The sequence below is a fragment of the Sphingobium sp. OAS761 genome (assembly GCF_024168485.1).
Lineage (GTDB): Bacteria > Pseudomonadota > Alphaproteobacteria > Sphingomonadales > Sphingomonadaceae > Sphingobium.
The window spans coordinates 116,493-137,390 of record NZ_JALJVY010000001.1 but is presented as its reverse complement, the minus strand read 5'-3'; the positions used below and the strand labels follow the sequence as shown (position 1 = coordinate 137,390).

Here is a 20,898-nt window from a genome sequence, read left to right as displayed (position 1 = left end):
CCCGTTAGCCGAGCGGCAGGACGCGGCAAAGCGTCTTATTTGCCGCGCGCCGGGACGCTCGCGGCATCGGCCTGCCGCACATCTTCGTGCAATCCAACGCGCAGGCTCTGATACTGCGCCAGTCGCGCCCGGAACGCCGCCAGTTCGCGTCCGGCAAGCTGGGCCGTGGTAGTGAATTTGACCGACAGCGGATTGACCGTGGCTCCGTTGCGATAGAGCTCATAGTGCAGATGCGGGCCTGTCGACAGGCCCGTCGACCCGACATAGCCGATCACCTGTCCCTGCCGCACGCGCTGGCCCGGCGCCGCCGCAATCCGGCTCATATGGGCATAGCCCGTCGCAAGACCGTTGCTGTGCTGGATGCGGACATAATTGCCATGGCCGCCATGGCGCCCGGCATAGCTGACGACACCGTCGGTCACCGCATAGATGGGCGATCCGTAGCGCGCGGCGAAATCGATGCCGGCATGCATTCGCGTATAGCCCAGGATCGGATGGCGCCGCATCCCGAAACCCGACGACATGCGTCCGGCGACCGGCGCCGACAGGACGCCACGGCGTTCGCCCACGCCCGATGCCTCGAACCATTCGGTGCGACCGTCATTGGTCCATTTCAGCATATTGATCGACTTGCCCCGCGCCCGCGTCAGGCCGGCATAGAGCAGTTCGCCCACCTCGACGTCTCCGGTTTCGGCACGGCGATATTCGGTCACCAAGTCATAGCGATCGCCCGCACCGATAGAGCCCAGGTCGACCTGCTGCGCGATAACGCGCAGGAATGCCTGCACGGCCTTGGGCGGGGCTCCGGCCGCGCGGGCGGAGCGATAGATGCTGTCGCCCACGACGCCCTGGATGCGAAGCGGAGTATCGTCGACCCGGATGGGGATGCGCTTGACCGAGAGCACCCCGCCCAGCCGGTTCAGTGCGACGTTCAGGTCGAGCCGGGCGCGAAATGCCAGGTGATCGAGCGGGCGCGGCCGGTCGCGGCTGGCGCGACGTCCCAGGACGATATCCAGCCGGGTGCCCGGCTTCACGCCGCCGGCAATGTCGTTGCCCAGCATGCCGACCACTGTCGCGACGTCGCTGCCGCTGATCCCGGCGCGGGACAGCGCCCGGGCCAACGTATCGCTGCTGCCGACCTGAGCGCTGAGTTCGATCTGCGGGCGTTCGGGGGTTTCGCGCAGCGGCTGAACCGCGTCGGTAGACGCCATGCGATGACCGCTGTCGGCGCCCAGCGCCAGCGGCGTGATCATCTGGCTACGCACCTCGTCAAATTGCGCGTCGCTCAGCAGCGGTGCGGGCGCGCCGGGTACCGGCTGGAAACCCGGGGAAAGATAGAGCGCGGTGGCGCAGAGGCCGAAACAGGTGGCGAGCCCGCGGAACCAGGTCAGGCTACCGATGCGTTGGCCCAGATCGGGCACCAGTTCGACATCGTCGGCCCATTCGCGCAGGCGCGTGCGCCAGTCCGGCACATGCGGCGCAGGCGCCGCTCCGCGCAGCGAATCGGCCAGCCACAGGGAGACCGACGCGCCGCCCTGCGATGACCCTAGCTGGTTTTCCTGAAACAAACCCGCGACCCCCAAGGGTATTATCGACGTGAGCGACCCCCGCCCATGCGTCGTCGCCACTGTTGTGAACGCCTAGGGTTAAAGTCAATTTAAGAGCGGATCGGGCGAGTCGCCCATGCGACGAAACGTGCCATCGGGCGGACAGGCGGGTCGCATACCATGGAACCCGGATTCTCCTTGCCGATGACGCCCCCATCTCCGACATAGGGCGGACCATGGTTGCCTTCGCCCGCTCGTCCGTCACTGCCGTCCTGGGGCCTACCAATACGGGCAAGACCCACCTGGCGGTCGAGCGCATGTGCGGCCATTCCAGCGGCATGATGGGCTTTCCGCTGCGCCTGCTGGCGCGCGAGGTCTATGACCGGGTCGTCGCGATCAAGGGGCCGCACCAGGTGGCGCTGATCACCGGGGAGGAAAAGATCGTGCCTCCCGGTGCCCGCTATTTCCTGTGCACCGCCGAATCGATGCCGACCGGCGGCGACCATGCCTTCGTCGCACTCGACGAGGCGCAACTGGGCGCCGATCCCGAACGCGGCCATGTCTTTACCGATCGCCTGCTGCGCGCGCGCGGGCGGGAGGAAACGATGATCCTGGGTTCGGCCAGCATCGCCCGGGTGGTCAAGACGCTGGTCACCGACGTGGAGGTCGTTGGCCGTCCCCGCTTTTCCACCCTGACCTATGCCGGGGCCAGGAAGCTGTCCCGCCTGCCGCGGCGTTCCGCCATCGTCGCCTTTTCGGCGGAGGAGGTCTACGCCGTCGCGGAGATGCTGCGCCGGTTCCGGGGCGGGGCAGCCGTCGTGATGGGGGCACTGTCCCCCCGAACGCGCAACGCACAGGTGCAGATGTTCCTCAATGGCGAGGTCGACTATCTGGTCGCCACGGACGCTATCGGCATGGGGCTGAACCTCGATGTAGCGCACGTCGCCTTCGCTTCGCTCCGCAAGTTCGACGGTCGCCGCACGCGCCGCCTGACGATCGCGGAAATGGCGCAGATCGCCGGGCGCGCCGGACGCCATCACAAGGACGGCACGTTCGGCAGCCTGGGCCATGAGGATGGCGACGCTGCTTTCACGCCGGAGGAGATAGAGGCCATCGAGGCCCATCGCTTCCCGCCGGTCGAAACCCTCTACTGGCGCGACGGCAACCCGCGCACCGACCGTCTCGACCATCTGATCGTCGATCTGGAGGCACGGCCGGATCGCCCCGAACTGCGCGCCGCACCCGAAGCGGTCGACCTCGCCGTGCTCAAGCGGCTGGCCGACGACAATGACGTGATCGCCCGCGCGCGCGGGCAACGGCTCGTCGAACGGCTCTGGGCCGCCTGTGGCCTTCCCGATTTCCAGAAGCTCGGCGCGGACCATCATGCCCGCATGGTGTTGCGCATCTGGCGTTTCCTGTCCGAAGGGCATGGCGTCATATCGCGCGACTGGTTCGCGCAGCAGGTCGCCCGACTCGATTCGGTGCAGGGCGACGTCGACACGCTTTCCGGCCGGATCGCGGCGGCGCGGACCTGGTCCTACATCGCGCATCGCCCGGACTGGCTGGCCCATCCGGCCGAAATGGCCGAACGCACCCGCGCGCTGGAGGAAAAGCTGTCGGACGCGCTGCATGGTGCCCTGATGCAGCGTTTTGTCGACCGGCGCACATCCGTCCTGCTGCGCGATCTGGGGCAGGACGCGAGCAACCTGCCGGTTACCGTGGAGCAGGATGGGACGGTTTGCGTGGATGGCGAGACGATAGGCCGACTTGACGGCTTCCGATTCTCGGTTGATCCCGCTACGCGACTGGCTGACAGGAAAATGCTGTTGGCGGCCGCGGAAAGGCGCCTCGGAAAGGTATTGCGCGTGAAGGCAGAAGAACTGGTGGCGGCGACGGATGCGGATTTCGCGCTGCTGGATGCGGCGGGACAGGCCCCGGGCATTGCATGGGGCGAAACACCCGTCGCGGTGTTGCTCGCCGGGCCTACCCTGCTGTCGCCCGAAATCCGGCTCGACCGCGCCCTGCTCTCGCTCGGCCAGGATGTCCAGAAACAGGTCGTCGCCCGCCTCGCCACCTGGGTCGACGGGCAGAAGCAGAAACATCTCCTTCCCCTTCTGAAAATGGGCGAAAGCGCCACCGATCCGGCCGTCCCCCCGGTCGTGCGTGCGGTTTTCGCCCAGCTCGCCGATGCGGGCGGCGTCATTGGCCGCACCGACCTCGATTCGGCGCTGGGGCATCTCGACAAGGAACAGCGCCATCTGCTGCGCAAGGCCGGCATCGATATCGGCGTGCTCGACATCTATCATCCCGGCCTGCTCAAACCCGGCGCAGCCCGTTGGCGCGCGGCGTTGCAGGCCGCGCGACTGACCAAGCCCTGCCTCCCGCTGCCGGGCCCCGGTCTCACGCTGATCGCCATGGGAGAAAAGGCGGAACAGATGGGCGCGCGCATCGCCGGCTTCCGGGGCTTTGGCGATCAGATGCTGCGCATCGACATGGTCGAGCGCATGGCCCGTGCCGCGCACGAGGCGATCGCGAAAAACCAGCCCTTCACCGCGCTCAGCCCCCAGATCGTGTCGCTCGGCCTCAGCGAATCATCCTTCCTGCAAATGATGCGCGCAGCCGGTTTCCGCCCGATCACGCCGCGTCCCATCCCGCCGGCAGCCGATGATCGGGCGACGCCCACCGGTGATGATGTCCCCGCAGTCGAGCCTGCGGCCGAGGTGCCGGCGATACCCGCGCAGACAGCAGCGCCCGTGGATGCCGCCGCGCCCGGTGACACGGCCGAGAGCGCCGATTCGTCGTCTGTGCCAGAAGCGGAGCCGGCGACCGGCACCAACTGGACGTTCAGGGGCCGGCAAAAGGCCCGTCCGGATCGACCGCATGGCGACCGCCCCCGTGACGGAAAGCCGGGCGGACCGCGCCCCGGCGGCGGCAAGCCGCGGACGGACCGCCAACCGCGTCCCAAGTCGCCGGGCAGCACGCCCGCGCCTGCCAACAATGCGTTCGCCGGCCTCGCCGACCTGCTGGGCCGCAATGGCTGACCCGGTGCCGGCGACGGGTCATGGCCCCAGCCTTCGCATCGATAAATATCTATGGTTCACACGGCTGGTGAAAAGCCGATCGATCGCGCAGGCCATGGCGGAGGAAGGCCATATCCGCCTGAACGGCCGCCGGATCGAACGCGCCCATGCCCCGGTGCGTGCGGGTGACCTCATCACCTTTCCCAATCCCGGCGGCGTTCGGGTGGTCCGCGTCACCGCGCTCCCGGTCCGGCGCGGACCGGCGCCCGAAGCGCAGGGCTGCTACGAGGAACTGACGGTCGGGGGATGAAAGCCGAGCCACGCCCCGGCCAACAATATCCTCATTGACCTTCGCGCCCGTCACGCATAGCAGGGCCGCGCTTTTCAAAGGATAAGAGTGCCCAGCCAATGACCTATGTCGTGACCGACAACTGCATCCGCTGCAAATTCATGGATTGCGTCGAGGTCTGCCCCGTGGACTGCTTCTACGAGGGCGAGAACATGCTGGTCATCAATCCCAGCGAGTGCATCGACTGCGGCGTATGCGAACCCGAATGTCCGGCCGAAGCGATCTTGCCCGACACCGAAAACGGGCTGGAAAGCTGGATCGAGCTGAACGCGAAATATTCCGCGGAATGGCCGAACATTACCGTAAAGGGCGATGCGCCGGCCGATGCAGAGGACATGAAGGGCATCGAGGACAAGCTGGAGAAATTCTTTTCCCCTGAACCCGGCCAGGGTAGCTGATTCGTCGATCTGACGATCCCGACCGTCCCGTTTTGCGCCACACCGCCAGGCCTTGTGCCCGGGGGTGGTAATTTTGTTACGAATCTGCTAAAAGCGTTGCCAACGGCCGGGCCTAACCTGCCTGTCCCTGGAGAATATATTTCATGTCCTGACGGTGGCGCCGCGGACTTCCCGGCAGATGCCTTGGCGCATATGCCTTCGCGACGGCCTCGTCCCCCGGTGAATTGGAAAGGTATCAAATGGCTGCCAAGGCGCTGTCCTTTGACGTTGGTGATTATGTTGTTTACCCCAAGCATGGCGTTGGTCGTGTGATCGAGCTCCAGAAGGAGCAGATCGCCGGCATGGAGCTGGAGCTGTATGTGCTTCGGTTTGAAAAGGAGCGGATGACCCTCCGCGTGCCGACCAACAAAGCCGAAGGTGTCGGCATGCGCAAGCTCTCCTCCAACAAGACGCTGGAAGAGGCGATGGAGACCCTGAAGGGCAAGCCGAAGGTGAAGCGCACCATGTGGTCGCGCCGCGCGCAGGAATATGAGGCGAAGATCAATTCGGGCGATCTGGTGTCGATCGCCGAGGTGACCCGTGACCTGTTCCGCGCGGACGATCAGCCCGAACAGAGCTATTCCGAACGTCAGATCTTTGAAGCTGCATCCAGTCGCCTCGCCCGCGAACTGGCCGCCATGGAGGAGACTGACGAGCCGAGCGCGCTCAAGAAAATCCTTCGCATCCTTAACGAGGCCGCGCCCAAGCACGCCAAGGTCGAAGGCTGAACGCACCTCTCCATCATATGGACAAATAAAATGGGCGCTCCGGATGATCGGAGCGCCCATTTTGCATATCTGCTCGGGACGTTACTGCCCGGTCGTATCCTTGGCCGCGTCCTTGGCCGCATCGCCCACGTCGCTGGCGGCGTCGCCGACCTGCGTCGCGGCGGACGAGATCGCGTTATCCTTGTTCGTTTCGCTGCTGATCAGGAAAAACGCGGCGATCGCTGCCACAACCACCAGCAGCAAGATGGCAAAGGTCATGCCGCCATTGCCGCTGCGCTTTTCGATCACGGTCGTCGTCGTGGCCGGACGCTCCTGATATTCGGCCATAGTCTGTCCTCCTCATTGGGCCACCCGACCGTTTCAATGCCTGAGCATTGAACGATGTTCCCCCGAAGGACCGAGGAGGCGTCACCCGTCGATGGGAACGAATGCGCCCGCGGCACGGTCTTTCAACACCCGGTCGGCCCGGAACACTGAACCACTCATGGTGATATAGATGCCCGGCGGGGCGACTTGCGCCGCGGCGAAAGCCATCCCCAGGTTGAAACTGGCGTCACTCTCGCCGAACCGGGCGGGCGCCAGCGCGCCGACAAGCACGATGGTCTTGCCCGAAACATCGGCAAGTGCCCGGGCGGTGTCCGTCATCGTGTCGGTGCCATGGGTGATGATGACATGATCCTCGGCTGCGGCGATCACTCGTTCGCGGATCAGCGCCCGATCGGCATCGACCAGTTCCAGGCTGTCCTTGCGCGTCACTTCCTCGATCCGGAACGGGCGCCTGACGCGGGCGATGTCCAGCAGGCGCGCCATCACCGTGTCGCCGACCTTATAATCGGACAGTGCGTCGAAATAGACCTTGTCGATGGTTCCGCCGGTCGTGAGCAGCAATATGGGTGTATCGGGAGAAAGCATCGGACGGGCTCCGCAGAAGGCAGTATCGCGGCCCATTAGCGCAAAAGGCCGGTGACTGAAACGGCGTCCGCCTATTTACCCTTCGCCATCGCTTCGCCCCGGTCTCGGGCGGCGGCCAGCGTCTCGGCAAGCAGGCGCATCATGCGCCCGTCCCTATCCATGACGTTCAGGCCCTCGCGTGTCATGCCGCCGGGGCTGGCGACCTGATCGGCCAGCGTCGCCGGGCTTTCCTGCGCCAGCGCAGCCATTGTCGCCGAGCCGCGCACGGTCGCCTTCGCCATCCGTTCCGCCTGCGCCGCCGGTATCCCCAGCGCCTGACCGGCCTGCGCCAGCGCATCGACGAAACGGAACAGGAATGCCGGCCCGCAACCCGACAGGGCGGTCACGGCGTTGAACAGGGATTCGTCCTCGATCCATTCGGCCAGCCCCAGCCGGCGCATCAACGCATCCGCCTTCGCGCGCGCCTCCTTGCCGGTCATGTCGTCGGCATGAAGGGCGGTGACGCCCTCACCCAGGCCGACAGGCAGGTTCGGCATGGCCCGCACGATATGCCGCACCGCCGGCAGGCAAGCGCGCAGGCTGGCCAGAGGCGTGCCCGCCAGGATCGAGATGATTGCCGTGTCCTCCCGGCACAGGGCCAGAAGCCGCGGTGCGACCTCATCGAGTTGATGAGGCTTCATGCCCAGCAGCACGGTCGTGCCGGACGGCAATGACGCCGGATAGTCGGTCACGACCGCCACGCCGCCCGCCACCGGCCGACCGCTCGGGCGCACGACGGTCACGCTCGCCGGATCAAGGCCGCAATCGAGCCACCGGCGCAGCATCTGCCCGGCCATATTGCCGCAGCCGACAAGGAAAAGATGGCCTGGCCAGTTCATGGTCGCGGTGCCGCGTGCTCAGGCTTCGCCGCGCGTTTCGATCAGGCTGGCGGAAATCGCCTCACTCGGCGACTTGCCGCCCCACAGGACGAACTGAAACACCGGATAGAAGCGTTCGCACTCGTCGATCGCGGTTTCGACCAACAGTTGCGCCTGATCCAGCGTCATCGTCCCGCCCGCGCCGAGCAGCGCGCCGTGGCGGAACAGAATGATGCCGCTGGACGACCACAGTTCGAAATGACCAAGCCAGAGCTGTTCGTTGATCAGGCCCAGCGTCTCGTAGATGACGCCGCGCTTTTCATCGGTGACGCGGATATCCGGCAAGGCCAGCAGCTGGAGAACCTGGTCCTCGTCACGCCAGATACCGCGCAGTTCATATTGCGCCCAGGACCCTTGCGTGTTCGCGACGACTTCATCCTCGCCGGCCTGCTCGTAACTCCAGCCATGCGCTTCGAAATAGGTCGCCAGCATGTCGATCGGCGCGGCTTCCTGCGCGCCATGTTCGAATTCGTCGCTATCCATCATCTGCGCGCCTTATCACCCAATCGGGCGGAAGGACAGACGGGATCAGGCCTTGTCCAACGGGTCGGATTTGCTCGCCTTGACCTTTTTCGTGACGGGCTCGGGCGCCTTGCCTTCCAGCGCGTCCAGCCGGGCCTTGAGCATATCCACTTCTTCACGGGCGGCCGCGGCCATGGCCTTGACGGCGTCGAATTCCTCGCGCGAGACGAAATCCATGCCGCCGATCCATTCCTTCGCGCGCTCCCGCGCGTTCGTCTCGAACTCGCGCGTCATGCCCGCAACCGTGCCGGCCGCGCCGTTTACCAGCTTGGCCAGATCGTCGAAAAGGCGGTTTTCGCTCTGCATCGCTCTCGTCCTTCCTATGGCGCGCCCATGCGCCTCACCTGTCATATCTGGGTTCTGAGAGCCGGCGCGACAAGAGTCTCGGCCTCGGGGTTCAACCGGCCGACCTCATAGTTGAGGTAGGCGGCAAAGACCAGCCAGGCGAGATAGGGAAGCATCAACAATCCGGCGCCCCTGCGGATACGCCAGAACAACAGGGTCGTCAGCGCCGCCACGACGAACATGGCGACGATCAGCGTCAGCGCGCTGCCGATTTGATGCGCGCGGAAGAAAAGCGGGGACCAGGCGAGATTGAGCACCAGCTGCACCAGGAACAGCAGGAGCGCCAGGCCCCGCCCTCGCGCGCCGCGCGCGTGCAGGACGATGGCGAGCGCCAGGCCGATCAGGACATATAAGATCGACCATGCCGTGCCGAAAACCCAGCCCGCCGGCATCAGGGCCGGCTTGTCCAGCGCCGCGAACCAGCGATTGGCATAGCCGCTATTGGCGAGTTGCCCCGAAAGAAAGCCGAGGAACACGATGGCCGGGACGGTCACCAGCGCCCAACGCAGATAGGCAAGGCGCAGCTGACCCTGTGACGCAATCTCGTTCATCGGCAGCAACACTCCCCACGCATGTCACTCATTCGGCGGCTTCCGGCGAATCCTTCAGCGCCGAATCCAGCTTTCGGCTCACGGTTTGGGGAGAAACCGTGCGCTTCGCAACACGCGAATAGAATATCGGGATAAGGAAAAGCGTGATCAGCGTCGCCAGGCTGACGCCGAAAACGATGACGACACCGATCGACTGCCGCGCGGCGGCACCGGCGCCCCCGCGAATCACCAGCGGCACCGCGCCGATGACGGTGGCGATGGAGGTCATGAGAATCGGACGAAGGCGCCGCCGTGCGGCCTCGCGGATGGCCTGGGCGATCTCCATGCCCTCGTCGCGCAACTGGTTGGCGAATTCGACGATCAGGATGCCGTTCTTGGCGGCCAGGCCGACCAGCATGACGATACCGATCTGGCTGTACAGGTTGACGGTGCCGCCGGTCAAAGCGAGACCCAGCACCCCCCCGGCCACTGCCAGCGGCACGGTGGCGATGATCACGCCGGGATGCACGAAGCTTTCGAACTGCGCCGCGAGCAGCAGGAACACGATCAGGATGGTCAGCAGGAACACCAGCCAGATCGCGCCGCCCGTTTCGCGCAGCGACTGGCTTTCGCCACGATAGCCGATCGCCAGCACTTCGGGCGACTGACGGGCCTGATCCTCCAGATAGGCCAGCGCCTCTCCCAGCGAGGTGCCGGGCGCCAGCGCCGCAGACAGGGTGATCGCGCGCAGCTTGTTGTAGCGGTTGAGCTGCCTAGGCCCGGCGACCTCGCGCACGGTGACCAGCGCGGAAAGCGGCACGAGCGCACCGGTACGGCTGCGCACGTTGATCCGGTCCAGGTCGGCAACCGTCTGACGCCCCTCGTCCTCGGCCTGCACCAGGACGCGATATTCCTCGCCCCGGTCGACATAGGTGGTGACGCGGCGCGACCCCAGCAGGCTCTGCAAGGCCTGGCTGATGTCGTTCACGGAAACGCCCAGATCGCCCGCACGCGCCAGATCCGTCTCGATCCGCATCTGCGGCTTGGTTTCCTTGTAATCGCTGTCCAGATTGACGAGGCCGGGATAGCTGGCCGCCGCCGCCATGATCCGGTCCCGCGCCGCCACGAGCCCCTCATAGGTCGCGCCCGCCAGCACGATATTGACCGGCAGTCCGCGCCCGCGGCCCAGCCCCGATCGCGGCGCGACATTCCCCCGCACGCCAGGCTGGTTCGCGATCACCTTGTTGACGATGTTCGCCACCTCGGCGGTGGTGATGGTGCGTTCTTCCCAGGGCCGCAGGAAGGCGATGACGTTGCCGCCGTTGAAATCGTCGGTCGTGCCGAAGCCCGCCGGCGTCCTGATGACCAGATTCTGGAGCGTACCGTCTTTGCGCAGATAGATGAGATCACCCTCGATGCGCTTCATATAGGCCATCATGCGGTCGAAGCCGGTGCCTTCGGGCGCGTTGATCTGTCCTTCGACCACCCCCGTATCCTCCGCCGGGGCCAGCTCGCTGGGCAGGCGGGTGAACAGGAACCCGGCGACACCCAGAAACAGCAGCACGCCCAGCAACGGCAGCAACGGACGGCGCAAGGCATGATCGAGCCAGCCGCCATAACGATCCTCGACGCTGCGGAAACGGTCGTCGACCCAGCGCGCCAGCCGCCCGCGCTCGGCATTCTTGAGCAGCTTGGAACAGAGCATCGGCGCGAGACTGAGCGAAATGAAGCCGGAAAAGGCGATGGCAGCGATCATGGCGATGGCCAGTTCGCGGAACAGCAGCCCGGTCTGTCCGGCAAGGAACATCACCGGCACGAACACGGCGCACACCACCAGCGTCGTCGAAATGATCGCGAACCCGACCTGCCGCGCGCCAAGATAGGCCGCCACCAGCGGATCGTCACCCTGTTCGACCCGGTGATAGACATTTTCCAGCACGACGATGGCATCGTCGACTACAAGACCGATGGCCAGCACGAAGGCGAGCAGGGTCAGCAGATTGATCGACAGGCCGAGCAGCCACATGACAGCGCAGGTGGCGAGCAGGCAGATCGGAACGGTGATTGCGGGCACGATGGTCGCGCGGACCGAACCCAGGAACAGGAAGATGACGAGGATCACGAGCGCCGCGGCTTCCAGCAGCGTATCGTACACATTCTCGATCGCGCGCTCGATGAACAGCGATTCGTCCGTGCCGACGGCGACCTTCATCCCGGTGGGCAGGGTGGGCCGCAATTCCTCGATCAGTGCCTTGGCCTTCTGCGCGACTTCCAGCGTGTTGGCGCCGGATTGGCGGATGATGCCGACACCAATGGCCGTGCCCTGGTTCGACCGGAAACTGGTGTAGGGATTTTCCGCCCCTTCCTCGATCCTGGCGACGTCGCCCAGCTTGACCTGATAGCCGTCGGCGCCCCGGCCGATAACGAGCTGCGCGAACTCGTCGGGCGTGGCGAAGGGCCGCTCGACGCGCAGGGTCTGGTTCTGATCCCTGGATTCGAAGCGTCCGGCGGGCAGTTCGACATTCTGCCGGCGCAGCGCCGCCTCGACATCGGCGGGTGTCAGGCCGAACGCGGCCAGCTTTTCCGCATTGAACCAGATGCGCGTGGACGGCCGGGATTCCCCGCCCAGATTGACGCGCGCGACGCCATCGATAGCGGCGAAGCGATCGACGATGTTGCGGTCCAGATAATCGCTGATGCGGATCGGCGACCAACCGGGCCGCGAAAAGGACAGGAACAGGATCGCACGGGCATCGGAATCGACCTTGCGAATCTCGGGGGCAAGCGCATCCTCCGGCAGGTCTTCGACCACCGACCCGACCCGGTCGCGCACGTCGTTTGCGGCCGTGTCGACGTCCCGCGAGGGACTGAACTCGATATTGATGCGCGACGTCCCGTCCTGCGACGTCGACGTGATCGTCTCGATCCCCTGCACGCCCGCGACGGCATCCTCTATCAATTGGGTGATGCGGGTTTCGACCACCGATGCCGCCGCGCCGGTATAGGTGGTTTCGACCGACACGACCGGCGGGTCGATGTCCGGATATTCGCGCACCGACAGGCTGAGATAGCCGACGATGCCGACAATGCAGAGCAGCACCGCCACCACCGCGGCGAACACGGGGCGGCGAACGGAAAGATCGGAAAGCTGCATGGTCCGGCGTCCTCAGCCGGCGGCCTTGGCGGGACCGGGCTTGTCGCCGGCCAGGCGAACGGTCATCCCGTCGGTCAGCTTCACCACCCCTTCGGTCACGACCATCTGTCCGCGCTTCACGCCGCTGCGGATTTCGACCGCGCCGTCCTGGCGCAGGCCGGTGTCGACCTTGACGCGCTTGGCGGTGCGCCCTTCCAGCACGAAAACGAAACGCTCGTCGCCATCGCCCACGACCGCCAGTTCCGGAACGGCGAGCGACTGGCGCTCGCTCGATACGATGCCCACGGTCAGCAACATGCCCGGCTTGAGCGCCCGGTCCGGATTGGGCAGGATCGCGCGCACCTTCACCGCGCGGGTCGCAGGGTCGATAACCGGGTCGATGGTGGCCACGCTGCCGTTGAAGGGACGGTCGGGCCATGCGGCGGAAACGGCGCTGATCGCCATGCCCTTGCGCACCATGGGCAGGCGCGTTTCGGGGATGGTGAAGTCCAGCTTGATGCGGCTGATATCGCTGACCGTGGCGATCGGCGTGCCGGCACTGACGATGGCACCGGGCGACACGGTGCGCAGGCTGACCCACCCGCCAAAGGGGGCGCGGATGACACGATCGCCGATCGACGCGCGGGCCAGTTCCGCATTGGCGCGCGCGGCGTTGGCAAGGGCAGTCTGCTGCTCCAGCGTGGCGCCGGTCGCAAAGCCGCGCTGCTTCAGCGCCTGGATCCGGTCGAGCTGCTGCCGCGCCTGCAACGCCGTGGCTTCGGCGGCGGCAAGCTCCGCCCTCTCCTGCCCGACGGCCAGGGTGGCGATCACCTGTCCGCGCGAAACATAGCCGCCGTCAGAGAAATTCAGGGACGTGATGCGTTCCGTCACGGGCGCGGAAAGCACGACCTGCTCGTTCGCCAGCGCCGTCCCAACCGCTTCCAGACGATCGGTGAAGATTTTCTCAGCGATAGGTGCGGCCTCGACCAGGGCGGCCGGACGCTGCTTTGGCTGTTCCTGCTTGCCACAGGCGGCAAGGGAGAGCGTGACAATGCAAATTGCGGGAATGAAACGCATGATGACTGGCAATCGAGCCTTTATTTGCGGCGTAACTGGACCATTTGCCGCTTCCTGGGTGATCTGCTCGGACAACGAACAGCGGGGCATTATCCACCAAGCCTGGCGTGAATGAGAAATTCGATATTCCCTTGCGGGCCGGTAATGGGGCTTTGCGTCAGCCCCTCGACAGTCCAGCCTGCATCGGTCAGCCATTCGCGCACCTGCACGCAGACCCGATCATGGACGGCGGCATCGCGCACGACGCCGTTCTTGCCCACTTCCTCGCGTCGCGCCTCGAATTGCGGTTTGATCAGCGCGATAAGGTGCGCACCCGGCCGCGCGAAGCAAAGCGGGCGTTCCAGCACCTTGGACAGGCTGATGAAGCTGGCGTCGCACACGATGATGTCGACCGCTTCGGGAATATGCAGATCGGTCAGGATGCGGGCGCTGGTCTGTTCATGGACGACGACGCGATCGTCCGAACGCAGCTTCCAGGCGAGCTGGTTGGTCCCGCTGTCGACGGCATAGACTTTCGCCGTGCCGTTGCTCAGCAGCACGTCGGTGAAACCGCCGGTCGATGAGCCGACGTCGATCGCGACGAGACCGGTCACGTCGATGGCGAAATCTTCGAGCGCATGGGCCAGCTTGATGCCGCCGCGCGACACCCAGGGATGGTCGCGCCCGCGCACGTCCAATTCCGCATCCGCAGGCACCTGCTGCCCCGCCTTCTCCACCTTGCGATCGCCCAGATATACCAGCCCCGCCAGAATGAGCGCCTGCGCGCGCGCGCGGCTTTCGGCCAGGCCGCTGTCGACGAGCAACTGGTCGGCCCGCAGCTTCGCCATCAGCGGACCAGCGCGGTCAGGGTGGACGGCGTCAGAAGCTGCGGCAGCACCATGGCGTCCTTGCCCGGCTCGTACCAGAGGTAGAGCGGCACACCCGACCGCCCCTGGCTTTCCAGGAAACGCGTGATCGCCGGATCGGCATTGGTCCAGTCGCCGACCATCACCGTCACCCCGGCCTTCCCGAAGGCTTCGCGGGTTTCGGCGCGGTCGATGGCAGCGGCCTCGTTGGCCTTGCAGGTGAGGCACCAGTCGGCGGTGAAATAGAGAAACACCGGCTTATTGGCGGCGCGTAACTCGCCGAGCTTCCCGGCATCGAACTGGACGGTCGTGTCGTCCCGCGCAGCAGCGGCCGGCGCGCGGGTGGGCAGGGCGACGCCAGCCCCGGCCAGCAGGACAAGGGCCACGCCAGCGGCGATCAGCCCGCCGCCGCCCCTGCCCCGCCGCTGGCGACCGCCCAGCCACCACAGCAGCAGCGCCAGCGCCAGCGCCGCGCCAAGGCCGATGGTCATGCCCGCAACGCCGCGCTGCTGCCCCAGCAGCCAGGCAAGGCCGAGCGCGGTCAGGAACATGGGGATGGCGAGGATTTTCTGGAAACGCCCCATCCAGGCGCCGGGCCTGGGCAAGCGACTACGAAGCGCGGGCACGTAGGCGAGCAGGAGGAACGGGAAGGCAAGGCCCAGCCCCAGCCCGGCGAAGATCGCCAGCGCGGCCGGCCAGGGCAGCAACAGAGCCGCCCCCATCGCCGCCGCCATGAAAGGACCGGTGCAGGGGGTGGCGACGAAGGCGACCAACGCCCCGGTCCAGAAGGAGCCTGCAATCCCGCCCCGCCCCGCCAGCCGATCGCCGCCGCCATAGGCACCGAGATCGAACAGGCCGGCGAGGTTGAAGGCGATCGCCGTCACCAGCAGCAACAGGGCGAGGATGATGCGCGGATCCTGCAACTGGAAGGCCCAGCCGACCACGCCGCCCAGCGCCCGCAGCGCCAGCAGCAAGCCGCCAAGGGCAAGGCAGGTGAGAATGACGCCCAGTGCGTAGGCGAGCGCGTCCTGTCGGACGGTCCGTTCCTCGCCCCCCGCCTTGGCCAGCTTCATCGCCTTCAGGCCCAGAATGGGGAATACACAGGGCATGACATTGAGCAGCAGGCCGCCAAGGATCGCGCCGCCCAGCGCGACCAGCAGCGTCCGCGACATGCCGCCGGGCGCCGCGATCTGGCCCTGTTCCAGCTGGACCGCGAAGCCGACATGATCGCCGGTTCGCAAAACGACCGGCTGGCAGCATTTGCCCATGCTCTTGGGGCTGGCGTTCGCGCTGGCCTGCGTGTCGATCAACAGCCGGTCGCCCTCCCGCCGCACGGTCTGCGGCGCGGCATAATTGGCGAGAAATTCGGTCATCGGAAAAAGGTGCAGGTCGCGCGCCTCCGCCCCGGCCGGGAAGGGGATGGCGATGCGCAGCCGATCGCCATCGATCTGCCAGAGCCCCTTTGCCCCTAGGGGCCGGGGCAGATGGGTGCGCCAGCCGTCGAAGCGCGCGCGGGCACCGGGCGCGACCTTGCCGTCGCCTGCAACCAGATCCAGCGTCAGATCGCCGCTTTCGGGCACGCAGACCTTGTCCGTGCAGGCCAGCCACTGCGCCTTTGCGCGGATCGGCAGGCGGGTGCCGGGCGCGATGCCGGACGCGATCTTCAGATCGGCCAGCACCGCATAGGGGCCTTCGTAGACATGGTTCATCAGGCCGGAGATGAGCAATGTTTCGGGCACCGGATAGCGTAGCCGACCGACACTGACGCCCGGCGGAAGGGTCCATTCGACCGTCATGCCAAGGCCGGCGTCGCCCGGATTTTCCCAATAGCCGTGCCAGCCCGCTTGCGGGACCATGGCAAAGGCGATGGTTGTGCCCGCGCCCGGCCGGGGCGCGGCGCTTTCGGCGGCGAGTTGCGCGGCGATATGCGCGGTCCCGCCGCCGAAGGCACCCTGCGCCCGCGCGACATGACCGCCGCAGATCAACGCAAGCGTCATCAATATGACTTGAAAAATCCGCATCGGGCCTCTGGTCGGCTGGGTGCTAGGGGGCTAGGTCCGTCCCCATCCGCCGTCAAGGCATGAGAAGGGACAGCCCGTTGTTGAAGAAGCTCGCCACAGCCCTGCTGCTCGCCACCGCCGCGCCGCTGGCGGCACAGACGCCCGGTCCCGCCAGCTCGACCACGCCGCCGCCCCGGCTGATCGTCGCAATCAGCGTAGACCAGTTTTCCGCCGACCTGTTCGGCGAATATCGTCAATATTATACCGGTGGCCTGGCCCGGCTCACGCAGCAGGGCGTGGTGTTCCCGCACGGTTTTCAAAGCCATGCCGCGACAGAAACCTGCCCCGGTCACTCCACGATCCTGACCGGCAGCCGCCCGTCGCGCACCGGCATCATCGCAAACAGCTGGTTCGACCTGTCCGCCGCGCGCGACGACAAGAAAATCTACTGCGCCGAGGATGAGAGCCAGCCCGGCAGCAGCAGCAGAAATTACGTCGCATCGCCGATGCATCTGAAAGTGCCGACGCTGGGCGGCCGGATGAAGCTGGCCAATCCCGCGACCCGCGTCGTGTCCGTGGCGGGCAAGGATCGCGCGGCCATCATGATGGGCGGGCCGACGGCCGATCAGGTCTGGTGGCTCTCCCCGAAAGGCTATGTGACCTACAAGGGCCTGCCCACGCCGCCGCTGGTGGAAAAGGTGAACGCCGCCTTCGCGCAGCGCCTGGCACAGGCCAACCCAGGATTCGAGCTGCCGCCCCAATGCGCGGCGAAGGATTTCCCGGTAAAGGCCGGCAACCGCACGGTCGGCACCGGCCGCTTCGTCCGCCGGGCGGGCGATTATGACGGTTTTCGCGTATCGCCCGAACAGGATGCGATGACGCTCGCCTTCGCCGCGGCGGCGATCGAGACGATGGACCTGGGCAAGCAGGCCCAGACCGACATCATTTCCATCGGCCTGTCCGCGACCGACTATGTCGGCCACGCATTCGGGACCGAAGGGACTGAAAGCTGCATCCAGGTCGACCGGCTGGACCAGGAACTGGGCGCCTTCTTCGACCGCCTGGACAAGGACGGCATCGATTATGTGGTGGTGCTGACCGCCGACCATGGCGGCCACGACCTGACCGAGCGTCAGCAGATGAACGCGATGCCGATGGAAATGCGGGTCAGCGACAAGCTGGAGCCGGAGGCACTGTCCGAAACCATCGCGGAAAAGACCGGCATTGGCGACAAAATGCTGATCCGGGGCGACGGACCGGCGGGCGATCTTTACTTCGACAAGCATCTGAGCGCTGCGCAGCGGGCCACGGTCGAGGCGGCGACGCTGGCCCTGCTGCGCGCGCACCCGCAGGTCGCGGCGGTGTTCACCAAGGCCGAGATCGCGGCGACCCCGTCCCCGTCGGGTCCGCCCGAATATTGGAGCCTGATCGAAAAGGCCCGCGCCAGTTTCGATGCCCAGCGGTCGGGCGACCTGCTGCTGCTCCTGAAACCCCGCGTCATGTCGATTCCCGAGCAGGCGGTGATCGGCGCCGTCGCCACCCACGGGTCGCCATGGGACAATGACCGCCGCGTGCCGATCCTGTTCTGGCGCCGGGGCATGGTCCATTTCGAACAGCCCGCCGGTATCGAGACGGTCGACATCATGCCCTCGCTCGCCGCGCTGATCGGCCTGCCGGTGCCCGGCGGCGAGATTGACGGCCGCTGCGTCGACCTTATCGCGGGCCCGGGCGACAGTTGCGCCGCGAAGTGATGCCCGTCGCCGCCTATTCCCCGATCAGGTCGAGATAGGCGACGACATCGTTATCGGTGGCGAGGAACAGCGCCTCCTGCACCTCGGCGGGCTGACCGTCGGCAACGCGCAGCGCTTCGCGGAGCGGCCCGTAGAGCAAGGTGGTGACGGCCCCGTCATCCGCCAGATGATAGAGGCGGACGGTGGCATGGTCGTAAGTGGTGCGCATGGCACCCCCTTACCCCCACCCGTCGCCGCGCGCCAGTTCAGCGGCGGTCGCTGACCTTCATCGACGGGGCGAGCCGGTTCCGGCCGATCCGCACGGCGTCGTCGGTGAAGTTGGCGACAAAGGTCGCGCCGCGTTCCAGCCCCGGCACGAACCCGGCGCTGTTCCCTTCTATCACCAGACCCGCGCTGCTATGTTCGCGACCTTCGGGCGCCACGGTGATGAAGGCGGACCAATTGTCCTTGTCCTTGCCCTGCACCATTTCATTGCCGCTGATCACGCCGGTCGCACCGTTCGAAAGGTCGATCATATAGTTGGTCAGGTGGCCGCCGCTATCGTCGAAACTGTTGCCGGTGATCGTCACGCGCGGCGTGCGCGTCTTGAGATAATGGCCCCCGTCGCCCTGGTCGAAACGGCTGTTGGTGACGGACAGGCTGGCCAGGCGGCCGATATAGATGCCGTGCGCGCAGTCGAGATCGCGGTCGCAGCGCCCCAGATGGCGGAAGGTCGACTTGTCGATCCGCACCTGACCGCCGTCATAATCGCCGGTCAATATGCCTTCCTCGCTGTTGCGGAACAGGCTGTTGCTGACCGAGAGAGTGCCGCCTTCGAGGCGGATGCCCGCGCCGTTGCCGTCCGGCACGCGGATATTCTGGAAGATGAGGCCGTCCACCGCGCTCGATCGGCCGCGCAGCACCAGCGCGCCCTTGCCCTCGCACGGGACGCCGTCGAAAATCGCGGTGCCCGGCGTCGCGGCGCGGTAGATGACGTCACCGCCCTGCTGCACCGCGCATTGCCGATAGGTGCCCGGCGCGATGACAATCGTCCCGCGCCCGTCGCCGATCGCGCCGACCGCTTCGCCGAGCGACCCGTAGCTCCGGCCGGTTTCGGCGACGGTGAAGGGCGCGGACCGCCCCTGGGCCAGCGCGCTGGCGGCGATGGCGACGGAAAGCAGCAAGGCGGTGGAAAATGTGCGCATTACGGCAGGATAGGCGCGCATGTCCGCAGCGCCAATGCGGGAACAGGGTTAACCCGGCGCTGGCCCGTTATGGCACAGTCGCGGGCCGATGAATGAAGATGCGCGCAGGCGTGGCGCGGGCCGGCGCGGCGCGCTAGGATGGCGGCGACCACCGGAAAAGGAGAGTGCGACCCATGCCCAATTCGCCCTGGAGCCATCATCGCAGCGCCGGCCTGTCCGACGACATCGATTTCGAGATCAAGGGCCAGGAACTGCAATTTCTGGAGATCGAACTGGACCCGGGCGAAAGCGCGGTCGCCGAAGCGGGCGCCATGGTGTGGAAGGACGGCGCGGTCGACATGACCACCGTATTCGGCGACGGCAGCGGCGGCGCCGACGGCGGCTTCATGGGCAAGCTGCTGGGCGCGGGCAAAAGGCTGGTGACCGGCGAGAGCCTGTTCACCACCGTCTTTACCCATCAGGGCCATGGCAAGGCGCGGGTCGCCTTCGCATCGCCCACGCCCGGGTCGATATTGCCGCTGAAGCTCGATCAATATGGCGGGGCGCTGATCTGCCAGAAGGACAGTTTCCTGGCCGCCGCCAAGGGCGTGTCGATCGGCGTGCATTTCCAGAAGCGGATCATGACCGGCCTGTTCGGCGGCGAAGGTTTTGTCATGCAGCGACTGTCCGGCGACGGATGGGTGTTCGTGCAGATGGGCGGCACGCTGGTGGAAAAGGAACTGGCACCGGGCGAGGAATTGCATGTCGACACCGGCTGCCTTGCCGCGATGACGCCCAGCGTCGATTTCGACCTGGTCGCGGCGGGCGGGGTCAAATCCATGATCTTCGGCGGCGAAGGCGCGTTTTTCGCGCGACTGCGCGGGCCGGGCCATGTGTGGATCCAGTCCCTGCCCTTTTCGCGCCTGGCCGGCCGGATGCTGGCGGCAGCGGGCAGCCGCGGCGGCCAGAACCGGGGCGAGGGATCGCTGCTGGGCGAATTCGGCGACCTGATCCAGGGTAACCGCTAGCGGATCGATCCTGACATTCGAGCGAGACCGGGCGTCGAACGGTATCGCATGTCAGAATCGCACCTCTAGGGTCACTGGCGCAAAGTTCAGGTTGTCGTGGCCACGCATTCGCGTCGAAAGTCATGCCCGCGCAGCCATGACGCGCCCGCAAGGGCACTGACAGGTCACGGCCACGCACCGGCAACGTCACGACAAGGTCACGACAGGGCGGCACCGGCGCGTCGGCGAGGTGCCGGCCGGGTCATCGCGGCGGGGTCGGTCAGGGTCGCGGCGACCGGATCGCGGAAGGGATCGGCCAGCCCTTGCGCATGCAGCGCCAGGGCGCCCGCCCACGCCCGGTCGAACGGCGTATCCGAAAGCCTGTTGCGCAAGCGATGCGCGCTCGCCGGAGACATGCCGACTGTGCGCGCGGCCTGCGAGACGTTGCCCGTGGCGATCAGCGTGGCGAGAAACAGCCGCTGCCGATCCGGCGTCCAGCGGGCGCGGGTTACGGGAGCGGCGGACGGAGGGGAAGAGGGATGCTGTGTCATCCGGCAGGATAGATCAGAGCATTTCCTATTTTGGAAGCATTTTAGGGAAACAGGGCGACGGCCT

20 protein-coding genes are annotated in these 20,898 nt (G+C 66.3%); 6 read left to right on the top strand and 14 right to left on the bottom strand.

Translation table 11 applies throughout. The annotated features are described in order from the left end of the window. Positions 1-35: 35 nt before the first annotated feature. On the bottom strand, positions 36-1,568 hold the full coding sequence (locus tag J3E64_RS00690) for a M23 family metallopeptidase (RefSeq protein ID WP_253338564.1): 1,533 nt from the start codon (positions 1,566-1,568) through the stop codon (positions 36-38). Positions 1,569-1,783: 215 nt separating this feature from the next. Between J3E64_RS00690 and J3E64_RS00685 the strand changes: the two genes are divergently transcribed. The 4 genes from J3E64_RS00685 (at position 1,784) to J3E64_RS00670 (ending at position 6,081) form a co-directional block, all read left to right on the top strand. Then, a complete protein-coding gene (locus J3E64_RS00685; protein ID WP_253338563.1) occupies positions 1,784-4,588 on the top strand; it encodes a helicase-related protein in 2,805 nt (934 codons plus the stop codon). Beyond that, on the top strand, positions 4,581-4,877 hold the full coding sequence (locus J3E64_RS00680) for an RNA-binding S4 domain-containing protein (protein ID WP_253338562.1): 297 nt from the start codon (positions 4,581-4,583) through the stop codon (positions 4,875-4,877). Before J3E64_RS00685 ends, J3E64_RS00680 begins: the two co-directional genes overlap by 8 nt. Before the next feature lie 98 nt (positions 4,878-4,975). After that, positions 4,976-5,314, top strand: coding sequence for a ferredoxin FdxA (gene fdxA / locus J3E64_RS00675; RefSeq protein ID WP_253338561.1), 339 nt, complete (start codon positions 4,976-4,978; stop codon positions 5,312-5,314). A gap of 239 nt (positions 5,315-5,553) precedes the next feature. Continuing rightward, positions 5,554-6,081, top strand: coding sequence for a CarD family transcriptional regulator (locus tag J3E64_RS00670; RefSeq protein ID WP_253338560.1), 528 nt, complete (start codon positions 5,554-5,556; stop codon positions 6,079-6,081). A gap of 81 nt (positions 6,082-6,162) precedes the next feature. Here J3E64_RS00670 and J3E64_RS00665 read toward each other — a convergent pair whose 3' ends face one another. The 10 genes from J3E64_RS00665 to J3E64_RS00620 form a co-directional block, all read right to left on the bottom strand. Continuing rightward, on the bottom strand, positions 6,163-6,408 hold the full coding sequence (locus tag J3E64_RS00665) for a hypothetical protein (protein WP_253338559.1): 246 nt from the start codon (positions 6,406-6,408) through the stop codon (positions 6,163-6,165). Between the two features lie 81 nt (positions 6,409-6,489). Next, complete coding sequence (locus J3E64_RS00660) at positions 6,490-6,993, bottom strand: asparaginase domain-containing protein (protein WP_253338557.1); 504 nt, start codon at positions 6,991-6,993, stop codon at positions 6,490-6,492. Between the two features lie 71 nt (positions 6,994-7,064). Next, the gene (gene proC, locus J3E64_RS00655) at positions 7,065-7,871 is read right to left on the bottom strand and encodes a pyrroline-5-carboxylate reductase (RefSeq protein WP_253338555.1); all 807 of its coding nucleotides are present in this window, start codon (positions 7,869-7,871) and stop codon (positions 7,065-7,067) included. A gap of 18 nt (positions 7,872-7,889) precedes the next feature. After that, positions 7,890-8,396 (bottom strand): YbjN domain-containing protein, encoded by a 507-nt coding sequence (locus J3E64_RS00650; RefSeq protein WP_253338553.1) that lies wholly within the window; start codon positions 8,394-8,396, stop codon positions 7,890-7,892. A gap of 42 nt (positions 8,397-8,438) precedes the next feature. Next, positions 8,439-8,738 (bottom strand): accessory factor UbiK family protein, encoded by a 300-nt coding sequence (locus J3E64_RS00645; protein WP_253338552.1) that lies wholly within the window; start codon positions 8,736-8,738, stop codon positions 8,439-8,441. A gap of 41 nt (positions 8,739-8,779) precedes the next feature. Further along, on the bottom strand, positions 8,780-9,328 hold the full coding sequence (locus J3E64_RS00640; RefSeq protein WP_253338550.1) for a TspO/MBR family protein: 549 nt from the start codon (positions 9,326-9,328) through the stop codon (positions 8,780-8,782). A 28-nt stretch (positions 9,329-9,356) separates the two neighbouring features. Then, a complete protein-coding gene (locus J3E64_RS00635) occupies positions 9,357-12,461 on the bottom strand; it encodes an efflux RND transporter permease subunit (protein ID WP_253338548.1) in 3,105 nt (1,034 codons plus the stop codon). Between the two features lie 12 nt (positions 12,462-12,473). Next, the gene (locus J3E64_RS00630; protein ID WP_253338546.1) at positions 12,474-13,517 is read right to left on the bottom strand and encodes an efflux RND transporter periplasmic adaptor subunit; all 1,044 of its coding nucleotides are present in this window, start codon (positions 13,515-13,517) and stop codon (positions 12,474-12,476) included. A gap of 89 nt (positions 13,518-13,606) precedes the next feature. Next, positions 13,607-14,344 (bottom strand): TlyA family RNA methyltransferase, encoded by a 738-nt coding sequence (locus J3E64_RS00625; protein ID WP_253338544.1) that lies wholly within the window; start codon positions 14,342-14,344, stop codon positions 13,607-13,609. Beyond that, positions 14,344-16,383 (bottom strand): protein-disulfide reductase DsbD, encoded by a 2,040-nt coding sequence (locus J3E64_RS00620; RefSeq protein ID WP_253338542.1) that lies wholly within the window; start codon positions 16,381-16,383, stop codon positions 14,344-14,346. The genes J3E64_RS00625 and J3E64_RS00620 overlap by 1 nt, the downstream gene beginning before the upstream one ends. Positions 16,384-16,460: 77 nt before the next feature. On the opposite strand from J3E64_RS00620, the gene J3E64_RS00615 reads away from it, so the two are divergent. Next, a complete protein-coding gene (locus J3E64_RS00615) occupies positions 16,461-18,113 on the top strand; it encodes an alkaline phosphatase family protein (protein WP_253338540.1) in 1,653 nt (550 codons plus the stop codon). Between the two features lie 13 nt (positions 18,114-18,126). Here J3E64_RS00615 and J3E64_RS00610 read toward each other — a convergent pair whose 3' ends face one another. Both J3E64_RS00610 and J3E64_RS00605 read right to left on the bottom strand, forming a co-directional pair. Continuing rightward, positions 18,127-18,321, bottom strand: a complete 195-nt coding sequence (locus J3E64_RS00610; protein WP_253338538.1) for a hypothetical protein — start codon at positions 18,319-18,321, stop codon at positions 18,127-18,129. Between the two features lie 37 nt (positions 18,322-18,358). Next, on the bottom strand, positions 18,359-19,297 hold the full coding sequence (locus J3E64_RS00605) for a right-handed parallel beta-helix repeat-containing protein (RefSeq protein WP_253339358.1): 939 nt from the start codon (positions 19,295-19,297) through the stop codon (positions 18,359-18,361). A 173-nt stretch (positions 19,298-19,470) separates the two neighbouring features. Here J3E64_RS00605 and J3E64_RS00600 point away from each other — a divergent pair, with 173 nt between their 5' ends. Next, entirely contained in the window at positions 19,471-20,304 is an 834-nt protein-coding gene (locus J3E64_RS00600) for a TIGR00266 family protein (protein ID WP_253338536.1), read from the top strand. A gap of 197 nt (positions 20,305-20,501) precedes the next feature. Here J3E64_RS00600 and J3E64_RS00595 read toward each other — a convergent pair whose 3' ends face one another. Beyond that, a complete protein-coding gene (locus J3E64_RS00595; protein WP_253338534.1) occupies positions 20,502-20,834 on the bottom strand; it encodes a LysR family transcriptional regulator in 333 nt (110 codons plus the stop codon). Positions 20,835-20,898: the final 64 nt, after the last annotated feature.